This window comes from Streptomyces sp. CNS606, assembly GCF_000426325.1.
In genome coordinates this window covers 347,185-371,968 of the sequence record NZ_AUFD01000005.1, presented here as the reverse complement: position 1 = coordinate 371,968, position 24,784 = coordinate 347,185, and the positions used below count along the sequence as shown (strand labels likewise).

9 protein-coding genes are annotated in these 24,784 nt (G+C 73.5%); 2 read left to right on the top strand and 7 right to left on the bottom strand.

The genetic code is table 11. The annotated features are described in order from the left end of the window. Positions 1-17: 17 nt before the first annotated feature. Complete coding sequence (locus K304_RS0101665; RefSeq protein ID WP_027762317.1) at positions 18-890, top strand: MurR/RpiR family transcriptional regulator; 873 nt, start codon at positions 18-20, stop codon at positions 888-890. Positions 891-1,142: 252 nt separating this feature from the next. Continuing rightward, positions 1,143-1,874 carry a response regulator transcription factor gene (locus K304_RS0101660; protein WP_051307668.1) on the top strand — a complete coding sequence of 244 codons (732 nt, stop codon included), beginning with the start codon at positions 1,143-1,145 and terminating at the stop codon, positions 1,872-1,874. Between the two features lie 24 nt (positions 1,875-1,898). On the opposite strand, the gene K304_RS26785 is transcribed toward K304_RS0101660, so the two are convergent. The 7 genes from K304_RS26785 to panD form a co-directional block, all read right to left on the bottom strand. Next, positions 1,899-2,663 carry an alpha/beta fold hydrolase gene (locus K304_RS26785; RefSeq protein WP_051307666.1) on the bottom strand — a complete coding sequence of 255 codons (765 nt, stop codon included), beginning with the start codon at positions 2,661-2,663 and terminating at the stop codon, positions 1,899-1,901. Between the two features lie 5 nt (positions 2,664-2,668). After that, on the bottom strand, positions 2,669-3,913 hold the full coding sequence (locus K304_RS26780; protein WP_051307664.1) for an acyl-CoA dehydrogenase family protein: 1,245 nt from the start codon (positions 3,911-3,913) through the stop codon (positions 2,669-2,671). A gap of 44 nt (positions 3,914-3,957) precedes the next feature. After that, positions 3,958-5,166: an FAD-dependent monooxygenase gene (locus K304_RS26775; RefSeq protein WP_051307662.1), complete on the bottom strand. Its 1,209-nt coding sequence runs from the start codon at positions 5,164-5,166 to the stop codon at positions 3,958-3,960. 21 nt (positions 5,167-5,187) lie between these two features. After that, on the bottom strand, positions 5,188-12,873 hold the full coding sequence (locus K304_RS26770) for a non-ribosomal peptide synthetase (RefSeq protein ID WP_051307660.1): 7,686 nt from the start codon (positions 12,871-12,873) through the stop codon (positions 5,188-5,190). Position 12,874: 1 nt separating this feature from the next. Further along, complete coding sequence (locus tag K304_RS26765) at positions 12,875-16,189, bottom strand: non-ribosomal peptide synthetase (protein ID WP_051307657.1); 3,315 nt, start codon at positions 16,187-16,189, stop codon at positions 12,875-12,877. Beyond that, positions 16,186-23,988 carry a hybrid non-ribosomal peptide synthetase/type I polyketide synthase gene (locus tag K304_RS26760; RefSeq protein ID WP_078528257.1) on the bottom strand — a complete coding sequence of 2,601 codons (7,803 nt, stop codon included), beginning with the start codon at positions 23,986-23,988 and terminating at the stop codon, positions 16,186-16,188. The genes K304_RS26765 and K304_RS26760 overlap by 4 nt, the downstream gene beginning before the upstream one ends. 96 nt (positions 23,989-24,084) lie before the next feature. Beyond that, entirely contained in the window at positions 24,085-24,516 is a 432-nt protein-coding gene (panD, locus tag K304_RS0101625) for an aspartate 1-decarboxylase (protein WP_027762315.1), read from the bottom strand. Between the last annotated feature and the right edge of the window lie 268 nt (positions 24,517-24,784).

Here is a 24,784-nt window from a genome sequence, read left to right as displayed (position 1 = left end):
CCAGGGAAGGATTGACCATGGCACCCGGCACCCTCGCCGACGAGATCCGACAACGCCTCGGCGAACTGAGCCCGGCCGAACGCAAGGTGGGCCGGGTCCTGCTCGCCGGCTACCCCGCCGCCGGGTTCGAAACCGTGGCGGTGCTGGCGGAGCGTGCCGGAGTCAGCGCCCCCACCGTCCTCAGGTTCGCCACCCGCCTGGGCTACTCCGGGTTTCCCGCGCTGCAGTCGGCGCTGCGCGCGGAGCTGGAGGCGCGCAACGCGTGGCCGCTCACGCTCTACGACAGGGACGCCTACGAGCGCGGCCCGGCGGGCGACGACGGCGAAGGCCTGCTGCGGCACGGAAGCGACATCTTCGCCTCCGCCGTCGGCCGCACCCTGGCCGAGCTTCCGCCGCACGATCTGGACCGCACCGTGGAGTACCTCAGCGACCCGAAACGGCGGATCACGGTAGCCGGCGGCCGCTTCACCCATCTCCTCGCCCAGTACCTGGCACTGCACCTGATGCAGCTGCGCGACGGCGTCCACATCCTCCCCGACCGGCCCGTCGAACGCACAGCGGCGCTGACGGCCTGCGGCCGCCGTGATGTGCTCGTCCTCTTCGACTACCGGCGCTACGAGCAGGACAAGAGCGTCATCGCCGAGACCCTGCGGGAGAAGGGCGGCACCGTGGTCCTGTTCACCGACGCCTGGCTGTCCCCCGCGACCGTGCACGCGGACGTGGTGCTCGCCAGCCAGGTCACTGCCCCCTCCCCCTACGACAGCCTGGTTCCGACGCTGGCGGTCGTGGAGACCACCGTGGCCGCCGTCGTCAACGCCCTGGGAGAGAAGGCGAGAACCCGGATGCGGCAGGGCGAGGACACCGCCGTCCGCCACGGCCTCAACGCGTGACCCGCGTCCGCATCCCGGCTCGCCGGTCCACGTGCCCACCCGGGCGGTCGAACGGGGTAGCCGAACGGCTACCTCCCCAACAGCAAACCGTAACGACACCAACCTGTCATGTGACGTGTCGGGTTGGCACATGGTGGACAGGAGGCGGCTCCATCGACGCATACGAGCTGGATATGTATTACAAATAAGCCCGTCGAGCCTGAGAGGAAGGTCTGGATGGCCGTGTGCAAGGGAACGTCAGGGCCTGGGCCGATGCGAGTCAGCAACGACGCCGAGACGACCGGGGCCGCGGAGCAGCAGACGCTGCCGCAGTCCGCGATCTCCGGCGGTCTGCGTGTGAGCGTCGTGCACCCGCACGAGATGGTGCGGCGCGGCCTGGAGTCGATGATGAAGGAGAAGGACTTCGCCGCCCGGGTCACGGCCTTCGACGACCCCGGAGCGGCTGAAGTACGGATGAGCCTGCCCGCTACCGACGTGGTGATCTGTCCGTGCGACCTGACACCCGAGGTGATGGAGCTGGTGGCGGCCACACGCGAGCAGCAGGGCAAGACGCTGGCCCTGCTGGAGAGCGGGGACGAACAGCAACTCGCCGTCGCTGCGGAGATGCCGGCCGACGGGTTCCTGCTCGTCGACGAGATCACCGCGCAGTCACTGGAGGACTCCCTCCGGAGGCTGGTCAGGGGCGACATGCCCGTGCCCGCCCTGCTGTCGAAGTGGATGCTGGGACGGATACGCAGCGGCGTTCCGGCCCGTGCTGTGCGACCGTTCTTCCTCACAGCACGTGAGCAGGAGACGCTGCAACTCCTCGCAGAGGGATACAGCAACAAGCAGATAGCCAGGTCGTTGCAGATATCCCAGCACGGCGCAAAGCGCCACGTGGCCAACGTACTGGCGAAGCTCAACTGTCCCAACCGGACGCTGGCAGTCGCCCTGGCCCTGCGAGAGGGCATCGTCGACGAGCCCTCCGGCGAGGAGGGCGCCTGACGTGCGTCCACGAGCCGGGCTTCCTCACCCGTCCGTGAAGGCACCGGACAGGTGTCGCAACAAGGTGGCCTCCTCCTGGTGGATGAAGAAGTGGTCGCCTTCGAGAACCTTCAGCGTGAAGGCTGCGCTCGTGTGGCGCTCCCACTGAGCCACGGCGGACACCGGCACCTCCTCGTCACCCGTGCCGGCGAAGGCGGTGATGGGGCAGCTCAGCGGGCGCCCCGCCGTGTGCTGGTAGGTGTCGGCGACCGCGAGGTCGGCGCGGAGGATGGGGATGACCAGCTCCATCAGCGAGTCGTCGGCCAGCACCGCGTCCGGGGTTCCGTTGAAGGCACGGAGGCGTTCGCGGAACTGCTCCTCGGGCAGGTTGTAGTCGGGTACCGCGGTCCGCCGCATGTGCGGGGCGCGGAAGGCTCCCACGCACAGGTGCGCCGGCGGGCAGCCGAAGCGCTGCTCCATCGTGCGGGCGAGTTCGAAGGCCACGAGGGCGCCCAGGCTGTAGCCGAACAGGGCGTACGGAGCGTCCCGGGCCGCGAGCAAGGTCGGCAGCAGGTCCTGGGTGAGCGTCTCGATGCGGTCGTGAGGGTTCTCGCGGAACCGGCTGCCGCGGCCGGCGGGTTCGACGGCATGCAGCCGCACGTGGGCGGGCATGGCGGCCTCCCAGCCGGCGAAGAGGCGGGCCGAGCCGCCGGCGTAGGGGAAGCAGAAGAGCCGGAGCGGCCGGCTGCCGGCCGCAGTGGGTGTACCCGGAACGGAGGCGCCCGCGGCGGGTGCGGTGCTGGGGTCCATCGGCTTCACTCCTCCCCCGCCGCCGACGCCGCACCGTCGGGTCGTGCAGCGCCGTCGCGCCGCGAGAGCAGCGAGGCGATGGTCTGGAACTGGACGTTGGAGGTGCCCTCGTAGATGGCGCCGATCTTGGCGTCCCGGTAGAGCTTCTCCACGGGGTGACGGCCCGCGAACCCGGCGCCGCCGAGGGTCTCCACGGCCTGCGAGGCAACGCGTTCGGCCACCGCTGAGGCCACGTACTTGGCCATCGAGGAGGCCTTGAGCCGCTCGTGCTGCGGGGCCTCGCCCTGCAGCAGCCGGGCGGTGTTGTACAGCAGGACGCGGGCGGCCTCGACTTCCGCGGCGAGGCGGGCGAGCGGGAACCGTACGCCCTGGAAGTCCCAGATGCGGGTGCCGAACTGCTCGCGTTCCTCGGCGTGCCGCAGGGCGTGCTGCAGGGCGCCGTCGGCGAGGCCGACGAGCTGGGCGGCGATACCGAGCTTGCCGATGTCGAGAGTGGCCACCATGAGGCTTCCCCCGTCGTCCGGCCGGCCGAGCAGGTCGGCGCGCCTGACCCGTACGTTCTCCAGGACGACTTCGCAGGTCGAGCTTGCGCGGATGCCCATCTTGGGGACCGCAGCGCCGACGGTGAGGCCGGGGGCGTCGCGCTCCACGAGGAAGGCGCTGAGTCCGGGGGGCGCGGACGCGGACGGCCGCTCGCCGGTTCGGGCGAAGACCAGGAAGAGTCCGGCCTCTGCGGCGCTGGTGATCCAGCGCTTGCGGCCGTTGAGGACGTAGGCGTCGCCGTCGGGTTCGGCCCGGGTGGCCAGGGCGAACGCGTCGCTGCCGGCGTGCTCCTCGGAGATGGCGTAGGCGCCGGTCACGCCGCCGGCGAGCCGGGGCAGGTGGCGGCGCTTCTGGTCGCCGCTGCCGTGGCGCAGCAGGGCGCTGGCGACCAGGGCGTTCTGCACGTCGACGAAGACGGCGACGGAAGGGTCGACGCGGGCGAGTTCCTCGATGGCCAGAACGACGTCGAAGAGGTCGCCGTCGCCGCCGCCGTAGATCTCGGGGATCTCGATGCCCATCAGGCCGTGCTCGAAGAGTTCGCGGACCAGGGCGTCGTCGAGGCGTCCGGCCTCGTCCATGGCGCGGGCCCGGGGTGCCACGCGGTCGCGAGCGAAGTCGCGGACCTTGCGACGCCATGCCTCGGCGGCGGGCGACAGGTCGGTGAGGGGGCGGGGAGCGTTGTCGGGTGAGGGGGTTGGAGGTGTCATCGGTCCTCTCGCTGACGGGCGACGGGCGCTCACGGCGGCCACGGTCACGGCTGCGCTACGACATCGGGAGCCGGGGTCGCGCGCAGCCGGGGCGGCTGTTGCAGGTCACGCCACATGGCCTCCTGGTTGCGGGTGGCGAAGTGGCGGGTGAGGCGGAGGAAGAGAGGCCGGAGCAGCCGGTTGTCCACCCGGGGCGCGGACGCGACCTTGAAGATGGTGTCGCGGACGGAGCGCACGCGTTCGCGGCGGACGCGTTCGTAGCTGCGGAGCGCCGCGGCGGGGTCGCTCGGGGCGGCGCCCAGTTCGTCGCCGAGCACCACCGCGTCCTCGATGGCCTGGCAGGCTCCCTGGCCGAGGACCGTGGTGACTGCGTGTGCCGCGTCACCGAGGAGAGTGACGGGGCCCTGTCCCCACCTGTCGTACCAGTCGCAGTAGTAGAGGTCGGTGCGCAGCAGTCGGTCCTGGGGGGTGTTGCGCACCAGGCACTGCGGCGGTCCCTGGAAGCCGTCGATCAGTTCGAGGATGCGTGCGCGCCGGGTGCCGGGGGCGTCCTGGCCGCCGGGCGGGGCGGGGTGGCCGACGGTCCAGGTGACCCGGCCGCCGCCGATGTGCCAGGCACCGCCGTTGACGCCGTGCCTGCCCTGGAAGAGGTGCACGGTGCCGGGCGGGACACCGCAGTCGGTGTCGCTGACGCCACGGTAGGTGGTGACGCCGGTGTAGACGGGGTCGGTGGCGGGGAGAATGCGGGCCGCGGTGCGGGAGCGCAGTCCGTCGGCGCCGACGAGGACGCCGCCCGTGAGCTCCGTGCCGTCGTCGAGGTGGACGGTGACCCGGTCGCCGTCGGTTCGGTGCTCGGTGATGTTGGCGGAGAAGCGGATCTCCACGCCGGCCTGTTCGCAGGCGTCGGTGAGGACGCGGGCCAGCGCGCCGCGGGCGATGGTGACGCCGGGAGTGCTGCCGGGGTGGGTGTACTCCTGCACCGGGGTGTGGATGACCGGCACGTCGCGTTCGGTGACCAGGCGGGACTCCTGGATGGGAACGCCGGCCCGGAGTACCTGGTCGCCCAGCCCGAGGGCGGCGAGGGCACTGGTCGCGTTGGACCAGATGGTGACGCCGGTGCCGCTGGTCTCGATACGCAGGCTGGTGCGGCGTTCCAGGACGGTGACCGGGAACCCCTGCCGCCGGACGGCGAGTGCCGCCGTGAGGCCGCCGATGCCCGCTCCGGCGACGAGGACTGTGGGTTTCGCGTGCATGTCGTTGCCTTTCAGGGAGGGTCAGGCGTCGGTGTCGGCCGCCGCGGGGGGCGGCGGCAGGAAGCCGGTCGCGGTCAGCTCCTGCACGAAGCGGGTGAGCAGCGGGACGTCCACCGTCGGGGGCCGCAGTCCGCCGGTGGCCCGCAGGGTGTTCGAGGTGTCGAAGACGGGTTCGCGCAGCCCCTGCCGGTCGTCCTCGACACGCTTGCCGAACAGCGACAGGGTCGGGCCGAGGTCGCTGTCGGGGTGTCGTTCGGCGTGCGCTCGGCAGGCGCGGTACCAGTCGTCGAAGGAGTCGCGCCGGACCGGATGGCCGGCCCGACGGAGGGCGGCGTGCACGGTGTCGAAGGTGAGGCGCCGGGTGCCGCCGAACTGGTAGGTGCCGCCCAGGTGTTCCTCCTGGCGGGCGATGCCGGTGACTACGCGGGCGATGTGGTCGACGGGCACGATGTCGGTGTGGAAGTCGAGCGTCGGCACGGATCCGACGACGGCGCAGGCGCGGAGGATGTGGGTGAACACGTCGTCCGCACGCCACACCCCGCCGACGGTGTCGCCGGCGATGCGGCCGGGGCGGTAGACGGAGACGGGAACGCCACGGTCCCGGGCGAGTCCGACGAGCTGCTCGGCCGCCCACTTGCTCTGGTTGTAGCCGTTCTCCGCGGGCGGCGGGTCGGCGGGCAGTTCGTCCTCGCGGGCCGGGGGGTCGCCCTCCCTGCGCAGGGTGAAGACGGACAGGGTGGAGATGTGGTGGACCGGCTTGACCGGGCCGGTGCAGGCGAGCCGCAGAACGGACCGGGTGCCGCCGACGTTGGTGTCCCGCAGGGCGGCGTACGGCTTGGCGAAGTTGACGGCGGCGCCGCAGTGGTGGATCTCCTGCACCTCGTGGGCGAGCCGCTCGAAGCCGTCGGCGCCGAGTCCGAGGTGGGGCCGGGACAGGTCGCCCGGCAGTGCCCGTACCCGGTCCCGGGTGTCCTCGTCCCAGCGGTCCCACAGCCGCAGTTCGCGCAGGTGGCGGGTCAGCCGGGCGTCGGCCTCCTCGGCGGAGTCGCCGCGCACCAGGCAGACCACGTCGGCGCCGGTGCTGTCCAGGAGGGCGTCCAGGAGGAAGGCGCCGAGGAAGCCGGTGGCGCCGGTGAGGAGGACGGTCTGCGGGTCGCGGTGCCACCGAGGGGGCCCCTCGGCGCGGATCTCGGGGTCCAGCGTGACGTCGGCGCGCGGACGGGTGTCGGCGTCGTCCGCCGCGTCGCCGTCTCCGGCGCGGGTCACGGCGCGGGCCAGCGCGTGCGGGGTGGGCTCCTCGAAGAGCAGCCGGAGCGGGATGCGGGCGTCCGGCCAGGTGTCGCGTACCAGGGCGTGCAGGCGGGTGGCGGTCAGCGAGTTGCCGCCGAAGGCGAAGAAGTCGTCGTGCACGCCGACCCCTTCGGTGCCGAGGACGCGTGCGAAGAGGGCCACGGCGTGTTCCTCCGCCGGGGTGGCGGGGCGGGCCGGCGGTGTGCCGGGGCGTGCGGCGTCGGGGCGGGGCAGCGCCGCACGGTCGGTCTTGCCGCTGGGGGTGCGGGGGAAGGCCGTGAGGGTGATCAGGTGTGCGGGGACCATGTAGCCGGGGAGGCGGTCGCGCAGCAGGGTGAGGAGTTCGCCGGTGAGGACGTGTGCCGGGCTCGCGCCGGTGTCGCCGTCGGTGCGGACGTAGCCGGTCAGCCGGGGGTCGCCGGGGGTGTCCTCGCGGAGCAGCACGACGGCGTCCCGCACGGCGGGGTGGGTGCGGAGCACGGCTTCGATCTCTCCGGGTTCGACCCGGAAGCCCCGCACCTTGACCTGGTCGTCCCGGCGGCCGAGGTACTCCAGCTGGCCGTCCGGGAGCCATCGGACGAGGTCGCCGGTGCGGTAGCGGCGGTCGCCGGGACGGTCCGGGTCGGTGGTGAAGCGCTCGGCGGTCAGGTCGGCCAGCCCGAGGTAGCCGAGGGCGACGCCGGGCCCACCGACGTGCAGTTCGCCGGGTACGCCGACCGGTACTCGGCGGCCGTCGGGGTCCAGGACGTCGAGGACGGCGTTGGGGACCGGGCGGCCCATGGGTGGGTGCCCTTCGCCGGTCAGCACTTCGGAGAGCGTGGCGTACACGGTGATCTCGGTGGGGCCGTAGGCGTTGAGCAGCCGCACATGGTCCGTCCAGCGCGCGGCGACCGAGGCGGGGCAGTCCTCGCCGCCGGAGACGACGGTGCGCAGCGTGGGCATGTCGCGCGGGTCGAGCAGGGCCAGCAGGGAGGGCGGGAGCAGGGCCGCCGTGACGCGCAGCGCCTCCACGGTGACGGCCAGCTCCTCCCCGGCCAGGGGGGCGTCGGCGGCCGGCACGGCGAGGGTGGCACCTCCGAGGAGTGCGGTGACCCATTCCCACACGGAGGCGTCGAAGCTGGTGGAGGCGAAGGCGAGCAGGGTGTCGTCCGGTCCGATGCCGGTCAGGTCGCGGGTCAGGTGCAGGTCGGCGACCGAACGGTGGGTGATCACCGTGCCCTTGGGGCGTCCGGTCGAGCCGGACGTGTAGATGACGTACGCCGGATCGTCGGGACCGGCGGCCGGTGCGTCGTCGGTACGGTCGGCCCGTTCGTCGTCGTGGGGCGCCGGGAGGGGCCGGTCGAGGAGCACGAGGGTCGCGCCGTCGGCGGGGAGGGTGTCGGCGAGACCGCTGAGGGCGAGGACGACGGGTGCGGCGCTGTCGGTGAGCATGTGCCGGATGCGGTCGGCCGGGTAGCCGGGGTCGACGGGCACGTAGGCGCCGCCGGCCTTGAGGACGCCGAGGATGCCGATGTACGTGTCCGGCGAGCGCCCGGTGCACAGGGCGACGAGAGTGCCTGGGCCGACGCCGAGCGTGCGCAGGTGCCGGGCCAGGCGGTCGGCGCGGGCGTCGAGTTCCGCGTACGTGGTGGTGGCGCCGTCGGCGCAGCGCAGCGCGACGTCGGCCGGGGTGAGACGGGCCTGCTGCTCGAACAGGGCGTGTGCCGTGGTGGCGGGAACGGGGCGGTGCTCGCCGCGCCGCCACCGCTCCAGGGCGCGGGCGTCGGCCCCGGTGAGCGCGGGGAGGGCGGACAGCGGGCGTGCCGGGTCCTCGGCCGCCGCTTCGAGGAGGGCCACGAAGTGGTCGAAGAGCCGGTCGGCGGTGTGGTCGGCGAACAGGTCGGTGTTGTACTGCAGAGCGGCGCGCCAGCCGCCGTCGCGGCGCACGATCTCCAGGACGAGGTCGAACTTGGAGGTGCCGGCGTCGACGTCGAACGGCCTGACGCGAGCGGCTCCCATGCGGGTCTGCGGAATCTCGACGTTGCCGAAGGAGAACACCGTCTGGAAGAGCGGGGTGCGGGAGAGGTCGCGGGCGGCGCCGGTCTCCTCCACCAGGCGTTCGAACGGCACGTCGGGGTGGGCGTAGGCGTCCAGGCAGGTCTCCCGGACACGGGCGAGGAGTTCGGTGAACGTGGGGTCCGAGGACAGGTCGGTGCGCAGCACGAGGTTGTCGACGAAGAAGCCGACGATCCCTTCGAGTTCGGGCCGGCCGCGCCCGGCGAGGGGCGAGCCGACGGCGAGGTCGCGGTGACCGCTGTACCGCTGCAGCAGCACGTAGTAGACGGCGAGCAGGACCATGAACAGGGTGGCGCCCTCGCGCCGCCCCAGCTCCTCCAGGGTGCGCAGCACGTCGACGGGGAGGGTGCGGGCACGGACGGCGCCGCGGAAGGTCTGCACGGGCGGGCGGGGATGGTCTGCGGGCAGGTCCACCACGGGCAGGTCGCGCAGCCGCTCCCGCCAGTGGGCGAGTTGGGCCGCCGTCTCCGGGGAGTCCTGGCGGGTCCGCTGCCAGGCGGCGTAGTCGGCGTACTGGACGGGCAGCGGCGGAAGGTCCGGTTCCCGGTCTTCGGTCAGCGCCTCGTAGCAGGCGACCAGTTCGCGGACGAGGACGGCGACGGACCAGCGGTCGCAGACGGCGTGGTGGAGCACGAAGGAGAGGACGCGGCGGTCTTCGCCGGTGTGCAGCAGGGTGAGGCGCACCAGCGGTGCCCGGGCGAGGTCGAAGGGGCGGGTGGCCGCGGTGCGCAGCAGACGTTCGGTCGCGTCCCGGCGTTCCGTCTCCGGCAGGTGCCGCAGGTCGGTACGTTCCACGGGGACGGTGACGTGCGGTGCGATCGCCTGGCGGGGCTCTCCGTCGACCTCGACCATGGCTGTGCGGAGGCTTTCGTGCCGGTCGGCGAGCCGGTCGACGGCGCGCTGGAGGGCGTCCTCGTCGACGGGGCCGTCCAGGGCGACCTGCCCGGACATCAGGTAGGCGGTGGCGCTGCCCGGGTCGAGGCGGTGCAGGAACCACAGCCGGGCCTGGCCGAGTGAGGCGGGCAGCACGACGTGGCCGGGCGCGGGCCCGCCGGTCTCGGCGGTGCGGGGCAACGGCTCGGGGCCGTCGCCGACAGCGGTGGCCGGGGCTGCGGCCCCGACGTCCGCGGTGGGTTCCTCCCGCGTCGTGTCGGGGGTGCGGGCGGGGTCGGCCGCGGGGGCGGCGGTTTCGTCGAGCCGGGCGGCGAAGGCGGTGACCGTGGGGTTGTCGAACAGGGTGCGGACGGGGATCTTGCGTCCGAGGTGTTTGCCGAGCCGTGCGACGACGCGGCCGGCGAGGAGCGAGTGCCCACCCAGGTCGAAGAAGTCGTCGTCGGTCGTCACGGTGTCGAGCTTGAGCACGTCGGCCCAGAGTTCCGCGATGCGCCGTTCGGTCTCGGTGCGGGGTGCGGTGGAGTCGTCGGTGCTCTGGCGCGGGGAGCTGCCCAGGTCGGGGAGGGCCTGGCGGTCCACCTTGCCGTTGGGGGTGCGGGGCAGGGCGGGCAGCACGGCCACGACGGCGGGCACCATGTACTCCGGGACGCGGCTGCGGGCGAATTCGCGCAGCGCGGCGGCGAGGGCGCCGGGGTCTTCGGGCATGGTGACGGGTTCGGCGTAGCCGACGAGGCGCCGGTCGCCGGGAGTGTCTTCGCGGAGGACGACGACGGCGGTGCGGACGTCGGGGTGCTCGCGCAGCACAGCGGTGATCTCGCCGAGTTCGACGCGGAAGCCGCGGATCTTGACCTGGGAGTCGGCGCGGCCGACGAACTCCAGGCGGCCGTCGCCGCGGTACCGCACCAGGTCGCCGGTGCGGTACATGCGGGCGTGCGGGTCGTCGGGGTCGGGCAGGAAGTGCTGGTCGGTCAGCTCGGGCATCCCGTGGTAGCCGAGGGCGACGCCGGGGCCGCTGATGTGCAGTTCGCCGGTGACGCCGACGGGGACGAGCCGGCCGGCGCGGTCCAGCACCCGGAAGCGGGTGTGGGCGAGGGGGCGGCCCAGGGGGACGGGAGCGTCGTCCTCGCGGACGCGGTGGCAGCTCGCCCAGACAGTGGTCTCGGTGGGCCCGTAGACCTGCCACGCCTCGACCCCGGCGTCGGCCATGCGGCGGGCCAGGCCGGGGTCCAGGGGCTCGGCGCCGCACAGTCCGCGGAACGGGTGGCGGGCCCGCCAGCCGGTGTCGAGCAGAAGTTGCCATGCGGCGGGGGTGGCCTGCCAGTACGTGGCGCCGGTGGCGGTCATGCGGGCGGCGAGACGTTCGCCGTCGACGGCTTCGGCGCGCGGCACCAGGGCGATCGTGGCGCCCGTGGTGAGTGGCAGGAAGAAGTCGAGCACGGACATGTCGAAGGCGTGTGTGATGGTCGCGGCGACGATGTCGGCCTCGTGGAGGCCGGGTTGGCGGCGCATGCAGTCCAGGAAGTTCGGTAGCCGCCCGTGCGGGATCATCACGCCCTTGGGACGGCCGGTGGATCCGGAGGTGTGGATGACGTAGGCGAGGTCGTCGGGGCCGCCCACCGGCTCCGGGTCGTGGCCGGACTCCGCCGCGGCCGGGTCCGGGTCGTCGTCCAGGCAGATCGCCTCGGCGTCGTGGCCCGGCAGGGCGGCGGCGACGCTGCGATGGGTGAGCAGCACCGACACGTCCGTGTCCCGGAGCAGGAACCGGACGCGTTCGGCCGGGTAGGCGGGGTCGACCGGCACGTACGCGCCGCCGGACTTGAGCACGGCGAGCAGTGCGACCAGCAGGTCGGGGGTGCGTTCGGTGCACACGCCGACGCGGCTGCCGGGGCGGACGCCACGGCGGCGCAGCAGGTGGGCGAGGCGGTTGGCGCGGGTGTTGAGCTCGCGGTAGGTCAGCGCGTGGTCGTCGAGGAAGACGGCCGTACGGTCGCCCACACGGGTGGCCTGTTCCTCGATCATGCGGTGCACGGGCAGGGTGCGGCGGGGTGCGGAGGTGTCGCCGCTCCCCCAGGCGGCGAGGAGTGCCGCCTCCGGTGCGGGCAGCGCGGGGAGGGCGGTCAGGCGGCGGGACGGGTCGGCCGCGGCCTCGCGCAGCAGCAGGGTGAGGTGGTCGAGCATGCGGTCCGCGGTGTCTGCGGTGAACAGCGCCGTGTCGTAGTGGAGTTCCGCGTTCAGGCCGCCGTCGCCGTCGGGGACGAGGGAGAGGAACAGGTCGACCTTGGCGGTTCCGGTGTCCACGGGCACCGGCTCGACGGCGAGGCCGCCCATGCGCAGCCGGTCCGACGGCGTGTTGCCGAGCATCAGCCACACCTGGGCGAGCGGGGATCGGGACAGGTCGCGTTCGGGTTTCAGCTCCTCCACCAGTCGCTCGAAGGGCAGCTCGGAGTGGGCGTACGCGCCCAGGCAGGTCTCGCGGGAGCGGTCCAGCAGTTCCTCGAACGTGGGGTCGCCGGCGAGGTCGGTGCGCAGCACCAGGGTGTTGATGAACATCCCGATGAGGTTCTCCAGCTCCGGCCGGTCGCGGCCGGCGACGGAGGTGCCCACGGGGATGTCCTGCTGCCCGGAGTAGCGGGAGAGCAGGACGCAGTAGGCCGCGTGGAGCACCATGAAGAGGCTCGCGCCACGTTCCCGGGCCAGGTCCTCCAGACCGGTGACGAGGTCGGCGGGCAGCCGGGTGGTGCGGACGGCGCCGCGGAAGGACTGCGTCGGCGGGCGGGGCAGGTCGGTGGCGAGTTCCAGGACGGGCAGGTCGTCCAGGGTCATGCGCCACCAGGCGAGGTCGCCGAGGAACGCGCCGTCCTCGAGCCGGCGCTGCTGCCAGGCCGCGTAGTCGCCGTACTGCACCGGGAGTTCGGGCAGGCCGGGTGCGGCCCCGGTCGTCTCGGCCTCGTAGCAGGCGGCGAGTTCGCGGACGAAGACGGCTCCGGACCACATGTCCCCGACGCCGTGGTGGAAGGTGACGACGAGGACGTGGTCCCGGTCGGCGAGCCGGACCAGGGTCACCCGGGCCAGCGGCGCGGCGTCGAGGCGGAACGGGGTGGACGTCTCCCCGGTGAGGACGTCCCGCAGCGCGGCGTCGGGGTCCTCGGTCGCGGACAGGTCGCGTCGGGTCACGGGCAGCCGGCCGGAGGGGTGGACGTGCTGCACGGGCTCGGCGCCGTCCAGGCCGAAGGAGGTGCGCAACGTCTCGTGCCGCAGCACCAGGGCGTCCACCGCGCGCTGCAGCGCCTCCGCGTCCAAGGGTCCGCGCAGGCGGGCGGCGCCGTGACCGAGGTAGGCGGCGGTGCTCCGGGAGTCGAGCTGGGCGAGGAACCACAGCCGCTGCTGACCGGAGGACATGGGCAGGATGCTGGGCGCCTCGTCCTGTGCCGTCGACGCGGCTGCCGGGTCGGTCCGCTCCGTGGTCACGTCAGTTCTCCTCGTCGTTCCCGGGTGCTTCGTCGTCGGCGGCGGTCGCGGGCCGGCGGGGGGTGCGGGGCACCGCGACGAGTTCGGGGCTGCCGGAAGCCGCGCGGGCATCCGCGGTCTCCCGCAACTCGCGGGCGAACTCGGCCAGCACCGGCCGTTCGAAAAGGGTGCGCACCCTCACGTCGCGGCCGAGCGCGGACTTGAGCCGGCCGGTGACGCGGGTGGCGAGCAGGGAGTGGCCGCCGAGGGCGAAGAAGTCGTCGTGGGCGCCGACCCGTTCGACCTCCAGCACCTCGCTCCACACCTCGGCGATGCGCCGTTCCAGGTCGTCGCGGGGCGCCACGTAGGCGCCGGCCGCTGCCGAGCGGCCGGTGCCCGGGGCGGGCAGGGCGGCTTTGTCGACCTTGCCGTTGGCGGTGAGCGGCAGGGCGTCCAGCAGCACGACGGACGCGGGCACCATGTACTCGGGGAGGTTGCGGCGGGCCCGTTCCAGCAGTTCGGTGCCGGTGGGCCCGGGCTCCCGCCCCTCGCCTCGCGCGTCGCCGACCGCCGTCCGCGGATCGTCCGTGTCGGGTCGTGGGATCACCACGTAGGCGACGAGCCGCACGTCGCCCTCTGGGTGCTCGCGCGGAACGACGACGGCCTCCCGGACGGCGGGGTGCCCGGCCAGCACCTCGGCGATCTCGCCGGGTTCGACTCGGAAGCCGCGGATCTTGACCTGGTCATCGACGCGGCCGAGCACCTCGAGGGTGCCGTCGTCCAGCAACCGGGCGAGGTCGCCGGACCGGTACATGCGGGCGTCGCCCGCGGTGAACGGGTCGGGAAGGAAACGCTGTCGCGTCAGTTCGGGCAGGTTGCGGTATCCGCGGGCGACGCCGGGCCCGGATACGTGGATCTCGCCCGGCACGCCCTGGGGGACGGGGCGCCCGTGGGGGTCGAGGAGGCGCAGCGTGAGGTCGGGCAGCGGGTGGCCGATGTTGCTGCGCACCCCGGACAGGACGTCGGACCGGGTGACCCTGTGGAACGTGGCGTGCACGGTCACCTCGGTGATGCCGTACAGGTTGACCAGCTGCGGCTCGTCGTCGCCGAAGCGGGCGAACCAGGGTTCCAGCGCCGGCACGTCCAGGTACTCGCCGGCGAACAGCACGTAGCGCAACGGCGGTTGCCCGCCGTCGGTCTCCAGCGCGTGCCGCGCGTACGGGCGGAAGGCGGACGGTGTCTGGCTGAGGACGGTGACGCCCTGTTCCGCGAGGAGCTCGTGCAGCGCGTCGGGCGCGCGCACGGTGTCCCGGGGGACGACGACCAGGCGGGCGCCGTCGGCGAACGCGCCCCACATCTCGTAGACGGAGACGTCGAAGGCGTAGGAGTGGCACATGCTCCACACGTCCGCCGGGCCGGTGTCCAGCAGCGTGCCGGCGCCGCGCACCAGACGCACCACGTTGGAGTGCGTCACCTCGACACCCTTGGGGCGGCCGGTGGAGCCGGAGGTGTAGATGACGTAGGCGAGGTCGGTGGGCGTGGCACCGGTGTCCGGGCGGGTCGGGTCCTGGTCGGCGAGAGCGTCCGCGTCCTTCTCCAGGTGGACGAGGGTGCCTTCGAAGGCGGGCGCGCGGTCGGCGGCGGCGTCGTGGGTGACGAGCAGGGCGGCGCCGGAGTCGGCGAGCACGTGGGCCATGCGGGAGGCGGGCTGCGCCAGGTCGAGGGGCACGTAGGCGGCTCCGCTCTTCAGCACGCCGAGGACGGCCGCCACCATGTCCACGGACCGCTCCAGGCAGAGGCCGACGCGCTCCTCGGGCCCGGCGCCGAGGCTGACCAGGTGCCGGGCGATGCGGTTGGCGCGCTCGTCGAGCTGCCGGTAGGTGGCGGTGTCGTCGCCGCACACCACGGCGACCGCGTCGGGGGCGGCGTCCACGCGGCCGGCGAACACCTCGTGCAGCAGGTCGTCGCCGTCCACGGGGTCCGGACGGTGCCCGCCGTCCAGCAGCCGTACGCGTTCAGCCGGGGTGTAGGGGTCGATGTCGCCGAGGCTGCGGCCGGGGTCGTCTGCCATGCCGCCGAGGAGGTGCTGGAAGTGCCCGAGGAGGCGTTCGGCGACGGGGGCGGGGAAGCGGCGCCGGTCGTGCACCAGCCGGGGCGGTAGGTCCTCCTGGGGGAAGACCACCATGGTCAGCGGGTAGTGCGGTCGGCCGTCGTAGGCGAAGTCGGTGATCTCCAGACGGTGCAGGGCCATCTCGGGTGCGGGAGTGTTCTCGAACGCGAGATCGGTCTCGAAGAGCTGCGTTCCGCCGGGGAGGCCGGCCCATCGGGGGAAGAGGTGCAGGGGGACGTCGGCGTACTCGCGAGCCTCGGTCATGGCGTCCTGGAGGCGGCGCAGCCAAGGCAGCAGCCGCTGGGCCGGGTCGATGCGGGCCCGCACCGGGGTGGTGGTGATCATCGGGCCGACGATGGTCTCCGCGCCGTGCAGGTCGGACGGCCGGTGGGTGGAGGTGGCACCGCTGACCACGTCGTCGCTGCCGGTGTAGCGGCCGAGCAGCAGCAGCCAGGCTCCCTGCACCAGGGTGTTGAGGGTCAGCCGGTTGTCGCGGGCGAGGCCGTCGAGGTCGCGGACGAGCGAGCCGAGGTGGCGGTCCGGGACGAAGGCGTGGGTGGGGCCGCCGTCGTCGGGCGCGGTGGGCCCGGTGTCGAGCGGCTGCGGCGCGGCGTCGGCGAGTTCCCGCCGCCAGAACTCCTCGGCGCGACCGGTGTCGCGGCGCTTCCACCAGGCGACGTAGTCCCGGTACGGGCGGGCGCCGGGGAGCTGGGGTGCCGTCCCGGCGCAGCGTGCGGCGTAGGCGGCGGCGAACTCCTGGAGCACCAGGCCGAACGACCAGCCGTCCATGACCAGGTGGGGGAAGCTCCAGAAGAAGCGGTACAGCTCGTCCTCGAGCCGGATCAGGGCGAGCCGCATCAGCGGGGGCCGCCGCAGGTCGAAGCCGAGGCGGCGTTGTTCGGCGCGGAACTCCTCGTAGCGTCCCTCCCGTTCGGCGGGGGGCACGTCGCGCCAGTCGTGGTGCCGCACCGGCACCTCGACGCGGCGGTGCACGGCCTGGAGGGACCTGCCGACCTCCTCCCAGTGGAAGCCGGTCCGCAGGATCGGGTGCCGGGCGGCGAGATCCTGCCACGCCCTGAGGAACGCGTCCGGGTCGAGGGGGCCGCAGAGGGTGAAGGAGAGCTGCTCCACGTAGACGCCCGAATCCGGGGTGAAGAGGCTGTGGAAGAGCATCCCCTCCTGGACGGGGGTGAGTTCGAAGACGTCCTGGAGGTTCTCGGGCTTCATCGGGTCTCCTCCGCGTGTCGGGTCGGCCGCGCTCCGTGGCCCGGGGGTGCGTCGTCGCCGTCGGGCACGCCGGCAGGTGCGTCGCCTTCCGCGTGACCCCTGCCGCCGTCGTCACCGGCGAAGGCGCCGAGGAACGCGGTGAGGGTGTCCTGGTCCAGGCCGGCGAGCGGGAAGTCGCCGGGGTCGAGGACGGCGGTGCCGGTGTCGCGGCAGTGCGCGGCGATCCGACGGAAGGCGCCGGGGAGGGCGTCGTTCAGGTCCGCCAGGCGACGGGCGGCCGCCTCGTCGGCGTGACAGGTCAGCGTGGTGTGCAGGCGTCCGGCCTCCATGCGGGTGTCGAAGACGACGGGGTGGCCGGAGGCGTCGAGCCGGGGCGGACCCGCGAGGTCGAAGGGGCCGTCCGGCGCGAGGTCGAGGGCACCCAGGTGGCGGACCAGGATCTGGGCCGCGGGCTCCTCCGCCGCGGGCGGTGCGTCGTCGCGCACGTTCTTCACAACGCGCAGGAGCGCGTCGGTCTGGGCGTCCGCCCCGTTCTCCGCCGGTGCGCCGGGGGCGGTCTTCGGGGCGGGGAGGAGCGCGGTGAGGAGGGTGCTGAAGCTGCCGGCGGGGAGCCGGGCACGACTGTCCTCCTCCTCGAACTCCCGCAGGTCCTCCTCCACGGCGCAGCGCAGCGCCTGCCGGTGGCCGGTGGCGCCGGCGGCCAGCGCGAGGGCGGCGACCGCCGTCTGAGCGGGCGTGAGCCGGTAAGTGCTCGCCACTCCGTGCTGCAGGTCCGCCGTCTCCTCCTCGGAGAGGACGGTGTCCAGGAGGTGCAGGGCGTGCGGGGTGCCTGCCGTGGCGCCGAGGTCGACCAGGTCGGCGCTCTCCTCTTCGGCGCCCTCTCCCCCGGCGGGTTCCGGTACGGGCGGGGGTGCGTCTGCGGGCGCTTCGGTGGCCAGTGCGGTCAGGGCGCGGGCCTGCTGGTCGTCCGGGGCGGGCAGCGCGGGTTCGGTTCCGTTCCGTACCGTTCGAGCGGCGCGGTCGAGGTCGCCGAGCAGCGCCGGCCAGGAGGCGCCGTCCACGAGGAGTTCGTGGACCAGCCAGACCATGCGGCGGCCGTGGTCCCCGAGTTCGAACAGCGCCGCCTTCGTGACCGGCCCGCGGTGGGGGCAGAGCTCCTGGCGCATCTCCTCGACCATGCCGTGGAAGGCCCGCAGCCTGCGCGCGTCGGGAAGCGAGGTGAGGTCGATGTGCGGCACGGGAGGGGCGGTGTCGTCGCCGGACCGTACGAGGCCGCCGGTGCCGTCGGGGGCGGCGAGACGCTGGTGCAGGGCGGTGTGCCGGCCGGCGACGGCGGCGAGCGCGGTCTCCAGCTGTTCGGGTCCGACGTCGCCCGCCACCAGGAGTTCGGCGCGGTGCGCGCCCGCGGGTGTGGTGGGCGCGGCGGCCTGGAGCAGCCGGCGCTGGTGCCGGGTGGGGGGCGTGGTGGGCGCTTCGCCGGAGACGACCGCGCCGCGTGCTTCGAGGACAGCTGCGAGTTCTCCGAGCGTCTCGTGCTGGAAGAGGTCGGCGGCCGTGAAGTCGAGGCCCTCGGCGTTGGCCCGGGAGACGATCTGGACGCCCATGATGGAGTTGCCGCCGACGGAGAAGAAGTTGTCGTGCGGGCCGATGCCGGGGACGCCGACGACCTCGGCGACGATCTCGGCGAGCCGGGTCGCGACGGGGCCCGCCGCGGCGCCGTCGGTCCCCGCGGCGGCACGTGCCGGGTCGGGCAGGGCGGAGCGGTCGACCTTGCCGTTGGCGCTCAGCGGCAACCGGTCCAGAACGAGTAGCGCGGTGGGCACCATGTAGGCGGGCAGGGCCGTCTCGGCGAGTGCCGTGACCTCGTCGACGAGTTCCTCGTCGGACTCGGGGGTGCGGGCGTCCGGGTCGGCCTCGGGCACCAGGTAGGCCACCAGGCGGCGGTTGTGGCGGTCTCCTGGTGCGGCGGCCAGGGCGGTGCGCACGCCTTCGTGGCGGGTGAGGACGTTCTCGATCTCGCCGAGCTCGATTCGGAATCCGCCGACCTTGACCTGGAAGTCCTCGCGGCCGAGGAACTCCAGCGTGCCGTCCGGCAGGCGCCGTCCGAGGTCTCCGGTGCGGTAGAGGCGCTCCCCGGTGTCCGGCCGGGTGACGAACGACGCCCGGGTGCGCTCCTCGTCGCGCCAGTAGCCGAGGGCGAGGCCGTCGCCCCCGATGTACAGCTCGCCGGTGGCCCACACGGGGCAGGGCTCCATCCGGTCGTTGAGGACGTGGAAGGTCTGGTTGCGCAGGGGCGTGCCGTAGGGGACGGATTCGCGGTCGGTGTCGTCCGGGTCGATGGGGTGCCAGATGGACCACACGGCCGCCTCGGTGGCACCGCCGAGGCTGACGGGGCGGGTCTGCGGGGCCACGTCGCGCAGACGGGAGGCGAGGTCGAGGGGTATCCAGTCTCCGGACATCAGCGCCAGCCGGAGGGGGTTGGTCTCCGGGGAGGGGGCGTTCTCGTCCCCGGAGGGGTGGCCGGCGAGGTGTTCGACGTACATGCGCAGCAGGGCCGGCACGCTGTTCCACAGCGTGACGCGGTGCCGGTGCACCAGTTCGTCCCAGTGCGCGGGGTCCCGGCTGGTGCCGGGGCGGGGCAGCACCAGCCGGGCGCCGGCACCGAGCACGCCGAACACGTCGTAGACGGACAGGTCGAAGCTCAGAGAGGAGAGGCCGAGGACGGCGTCCCCGGGGCCGACGCCGAACCGTTCGTTGATGTCGTCCAGGGTGTTGAGGGCCGCCCGGTGCGAGAGCATCACGCCCTTGGGCTCGCCGGTCGAGCCGGAGGTGAAGATCACGTAGGCGAGGTCGTCGGGCACCTGGACGGCCTCGGGCGGGGTGCCGTCGGCGCCGGTCCCCTCCGGGTCGGCGCCGAGGTCGACGGGCACCTCGCGGGCGCCGCCGGGCCAGGTGCGGTCCGTGCCGCCTGCGGGGGTGAGGACGAGCCGCACCTCGCCGCGTGCACACAGGTGGTCCTGCCGCTCCGGGGGCAGGCCGGGATCGATCGGCAGGTAGGCGCCGCCGGCGAGCTGCACGGCGAGGGCGGCGACGATCTGCTCGCAGCCTTTCTCCAGGGCGACGGCGACGAGGCGGCCGGGCCCCGCGCCGAGGCCGCGCAGACGGTGCGCGAGGGCGCAGGCGTGGGCGCGGAGCCGTCCGTAGGTCAGCTCGCCGTCGTCGGCGGTGACGGCGACGCGGTCGGGGTGCTCCTCGGCCCGGGCCAGGAGAGCGGAGTAGAGGAATCCCTCCGGCAGCGGCCCCTCGGTCGCGTTGGCCCGCTCGATCAGTGCGCGCTGGTCCGCCGGGAGCGGGCATCGAGCGGCGTCGCCCCAGGCCGCGTCGGAGTCGGCGAGGCGTTCCACGAGGTGGTGGAAGGAGTCGAAGACGGCGTCGATCACGCCCTCGGGGAAGAGGCGGCGCAGCCAGTGCCAACTGAGCTGTACGCCGTCGGCGTTCTCCATGACGGCGAAGTCGAGCCAGACCTGCGGGGTCTGCGCGATCTCGTGCAGCATCGCGCCGAGCCAGCCGAACATGGAGGCGTCCTCGGCCTCGTTCTCCTGCACCAGGGTGCTGGTGAAGACCACGGGCATCACCGACCCGCTGGTGCCGCCGCGCAGCCGGGCCATCTCACGGAGGATCTCCACACCGTTCAGGTAGCGGTACTCCAGGTCCTCCCAGCTCTGCCGCTGGAGTGCGGCGGCGAGTTCACCGACGCTGAGCCCGGTGGACAGGTCGACCGGCAGCAGGTCGAAGGACGCGAACTCGCCGACCAGGTCACGGACGTCCTCGTGCACCTGCAGTCGGTTGATGACGGTGACGTTGAGGCTGAAGCGGGCCGAGCGGGACCAGGTGCCCAGCGCCACCGCGTAGGCGGCCAGCAGGGCGGCGGAGGGGGTGACGCCGGCCGCGGCGGCCCGGTTGCGGAAGGCCTGCCAGCGGTCGGCGGGGACCTGCGCGTCGCGGGCGGTGAAGTCGGGGTCGGTCAGCGAGCCGGGGTTGAGCGCCAGCGGCAGCGCGGGGCCGGGCGGCAGTGCGGCGACCCGATCGCGCCAGTACTCCAGGGAGCGGCTGTAGAGCGCGGTGTCGCGGATGCGTTCGGAGGCGAGGACGTAGTCGCGGTAGCTGACGCGCAGCGGCCGGATCTCGTCCCCACGGTCCTGGTAGTAGCGGCGCCAGTCGCGCACCAGCAGGCGGATGCTGCCGATGTCGGCGATGAGCAGGTCGAAGCTGAGGTGAAGTCGGATGCGGTCGCCGGGCAGCAGGGTGACCCGGACGTCGAAGAGGGGCCAGGTGTCGGCGGGCCGGACTTCGTGGGACAGGGTGTCGCGCAGTGCGGTCAGCTGTGCCTCGGCGTCCTCGGCACCGGCCCGGCGCAGGTCGAGACGGGCGACGGTGTAGGGGCCGGTGTCCGGGAGGATGCGCTGGGTGCCGTCCCGGTCGATGACGGCGCGCAGCATGTCGTGCCGGTCGACGACGTGCTGCCAGGCTGCTTCCAGCCGGTCCAGGTCGATGCCGGGGTCGACGTCGACCTCCCAGTAGACGTGGGCGGCGATGTTGCCGCCCTGGAAGCTGTCCAGACGCCCGATCCACTGTGCCTGCTGCATCTCCGACAGCGGGAACGGTTCGTGCAGCCGGTCGGGGTCGGGTACGGCGGCGGGCAGCCGGTCGTCCGGAGCCGGGTCCTCGTCCGGGGTGGCGCCGTCGGCCTGCGGTGTGCCGCCGAGGAGGGCGGCGACGCCGGCGACGGTCGGTCCGGCGAGCAGGTCGGCGAGCCTGACCTCGGTGCCGAGAACGGACTTGAGGCGTTCCACGACGCGGGCGGCGAGCAGCGAATGGCCGCCGAGTTCCATGAAGTTGTCGTGAACGCCGACGGGGGCGACGCCGAGAAGCTCGCGCCAGACCGCGGCGACCTGGCGTTCGCGGTCGTCGCGCGGTGCGACGTACTCGGTGGTGAGTGCGGGCCGGGGGTCGCACGCCCCGTCCACGGCGGATGCGTCCTGGGCGTCGGCCGGGTCGCCGTCGGGGACCTGGACCCGGTAGCCGTCGTGGCCGCCGGCGGGGGCGGCGGGGGCGGCGGGTTCGATCCAGTAGCGTCGGCGTTCGAAGGGGTAGGTGGGCAGGGCGGTGCGGGAGGCGGTGCCGCCCTGCACGCGGTCCCAGTCGAGGGTGGCGCCGGCCAGCCAGAGGCGGCCGAGGCCCTCGGTGAACCGGCGGGCGTCGTCCTTCTCCTCCCCCGGTCCGGGCAGCAGGGGCACGGTGGTCGCGCCGCGTCCTCGGGCCGCCTCCCGGGACAGGGAGCACAGCGTGGCGCCGGGTCCGATCTCCACGAGGACGGCGGGGCCGGGCTCGGTCAGCAGGTCCACGCCCTCGCCGAAGCGGACGGGTTCGCGGATGTGCCGGGCCCAGTGCTCGGGGTCCCGCGCCTGTTCCGGAGTGACCCAGGTGCCGGTGCGGTTGGTGACGTAGGGGGTGTCGGGGGCCCGGAGGTCGAGGCCGGACAGGGCGGCGCGGAAGTCCGGGAGGGCGGGCTCGACCATGGCCGAGTGGAAGGCGTGCGAGGTGTGCAGCGGACGGGTGGGGACGCCGTCACCGGCGAGGGCGTCGGCGAACGCGTGGATCCGGTCGTCGGGGCCGGAGACCACGCACAGTTCGGGGGCGTTGACCGCGGCGAGGGAGAGCCCGTCGGGCAGCCGGCGGCAGACCTCGTCCTCGGCCAGGGGCACGGACAGCATGCCGCCGGACGGCAGTTGCTGCATCAGCCGTCCACGTACGGCGACCAGGCGCAGCGCGTCCGGCAGGGTGAGCACACCGGAGCGGCAGGCCGCCAGGATCTCGCCGACGCTGTGGCCGATCATGGCGTCCGGGGTGACGCCGACGCTGTCGAGCAGTTCTGCCAGAGCGTGGCCGAGGACGAAGAGCGCGGGCTGGGCGAGGTCGGTGCGGCGCAGCCGGGCAGCGGCCTCCGCGGGGTCGGTGCCGGCGGCGGGGTGGACGACCTCCCGCAGGTCGAGGCCGAGTTCGGGGGCGAGCAGGTCGGCGCAGGCGTCGAAGTGCTCGCGGAAGACGGGTTCGCGTGCGTACAGCCGCCGCCCCATGCCGGGGTACTGGCTTCCCTGGCCGGAGAACAGGAACACCACGCGGGGGTCCTCTGCGGCACGGTGGGTGGCGACGCGGTCGGCGTCGCGGGTGCGGAGCGCCTCGCGGGCCTCGTCGGAGTCGCCGGCGACGACCAACCGCCGGTGACCGTGTGGCGTGCGGCCCTGCTGAAGTGTGGTGGCGGTGCCCGGCAGGTCGTCGGCGGCAGGGCCGGCGAGGGCGGTGGCCAGAGCGTCGGTCGCGGAGTCCAGCGCGGCGGGGGTGCGTGCGGACAGGGGCAGCAGGAACAGGTCGCGGGTGAAGGGCCGGGACGGCGCGGCTGCGGGTCCTTCCTCCAGCACGACGTGGGCGTTGGTACCGCCCATGCCGAAGGAGCTGACGCCGATACGACGCGGTGTGCCGTCGGTCTGCCATTTCTCCAGTTCGGTGACGATGCGGAACGGCGTGCGGTCCAGGCCGAGTTCGGGGTTGGGCTTGTCGAAGTGCAGGCTGGGGGCCAGTTCGCGGTGGCGGAGCTGGAGAACCGCCTTGATGAGGCCGGCGACGCCTGCGGCCTCGGCGAGGTGGCCGACGTTGGACTTCACGGAACTCAGCGCGCAGCCGGCGGCCGCGGCGGGGCCGCGGCCGTAGACCCGGGCGAGGGCTGTGACCTCGATGGGGTCGCCGATCGGGGTGGCGGTGCCGTGCCCCTCGATCGCGCTCACGGTGTGGGGCTCGATGCCGCCCACGCCGAGGGCACCGGCGATGGCGCGGGACTGGCCGTCGACTCCGGGGGCGGTGTAACCGACCTTCGCCGATCCGTCGTTGGTGACGGCAGAGCCCTTGATCACGGCGTCGACGCGGTCGCCGTCGGCGACGGCGTCGGACAGCCGTTTGAGCACCACGGCACCGACGCCGCTGCCGAACATGGTGCCGCTGCCGGCGGCGTCGAACGAGCGGGTGTGACCGTCGGCCGAGAAGATCATTCCCTGGCGGTGCAGGTAGCCCGTCCCCTGCGGCAGCCGTACGGACGCGCCGCCGGCGACGGCGACGTCGCACTCGTGGCCGAGCAGCCCTTGGATGGCCAGGTGGACGGCGACCAGCGAGGACGAGCACGCGGTCTGCACCGAGACGGCCGGGCCGTCGAGGTCCAGACCGTAACTGATGCGGGTGGCGAGGTAGTCCTTGTCGTTGGTGGTGAGCAGTTCGGTGGCGTCCGCGATGTCGGCGAAGCCGGGCCCGGCGGTGAGCAGGTGGGAGATCAGGTAGGTGGACAGGCTGCTGCCGGCGTACACACCGACGGAGCCGGGGAACGCGGCAGGCACACACGCGGCGTCCTCCAACGCGGCGTGCGCGGTCTCCAGCAGGATGCGCTGCTGCGGGTCGATCATGGCGGCGTCGCGCGCGTTGTAGCCGAAGAAGGCGGCGTCGAACAGTTCGGGGTCCTCCAGGACGGACGCGGCGCGCACGTACGCGGGGTCGGCGACGAGTTCGGCCGGCACCCCCCTCTCCAGGAGTTCGGCCTCGTCGTAGAAGCTGACGGACTCCTCGCCGCTGCGCAGGTTGTGCCAGAACCGGCCCGCGTCGGGGGCCCCTGGGAAGCGGCAGGCGATGCCGATGACGGCGATGTCGCCCGCGTCGTCGACCGGCTCCTTCGGAGCGCTGCTCTGCTGGGGGGTCATACCGGGGGCTCCTCCTGAGGTGTGCGACGTCCTCGCCCGTGCTGGGTGCTCTCCGTGGGGCGGGCGGGTGCGGCAGGGCGGCGGGTGGAACGCGGGTCAGGTGCCGGGGGTGCCGTTCGGGGTGTGTCCGGTGGGCAGGTGGTCCTCCGGCTGCGGCTGCGCCGGGTCGTGGCCCGTTCCGACCTGCCGGTTCTCACCGTCGACGAACACCACCTGCGGCCGGTGACCGTCGATCTCGTCGTCGGTGACCTGGGCGTAGGCGATGATGATGACGAGGTCGCCGGTGTGCACCAGCCGGGCGGCCGCGCCGTTGATACCGATGACGCCGCTTCCCGGCTCGCCCTCGATCACGTAGGTCTCCAGGCGTGCCCCGTTGTCGATGTCGACGACGTGGACGAGTTCACCGGGCAGCAGATCTGCCGCCTTCATGAGGTCGGTGTCGATGGTGAGCGAGCCGACGTAGTGGAGGTCGGCCTGGGTGACGGTCGCGCGGTGGATCTTGGACTTGAGCATGGTCCGGTGCTTCATGGTCTCGCCCCGAGAGGTTGGGAAGGGTCTGCCACAACGTGAGGATGCCGAGGCCGAGGGCGGTGGTCGCACCCCCTTCGGCCCGTCCGTTCGCTCGCCGGGCGAGGTGGTACGGCGGTCGTGGCTGCACTGGCACGGGTGGGGTGACCGTTCGGGTACCGGGCGGGTGGCCGAACGGCGCGGCGGGTGTGCGGGCTCACGCGGCGGGTGGCGCGGGGAAGCGGGCGGCGGCGTGCCGGGAGCGGTGACGGTGTGCCGGACGACTGAC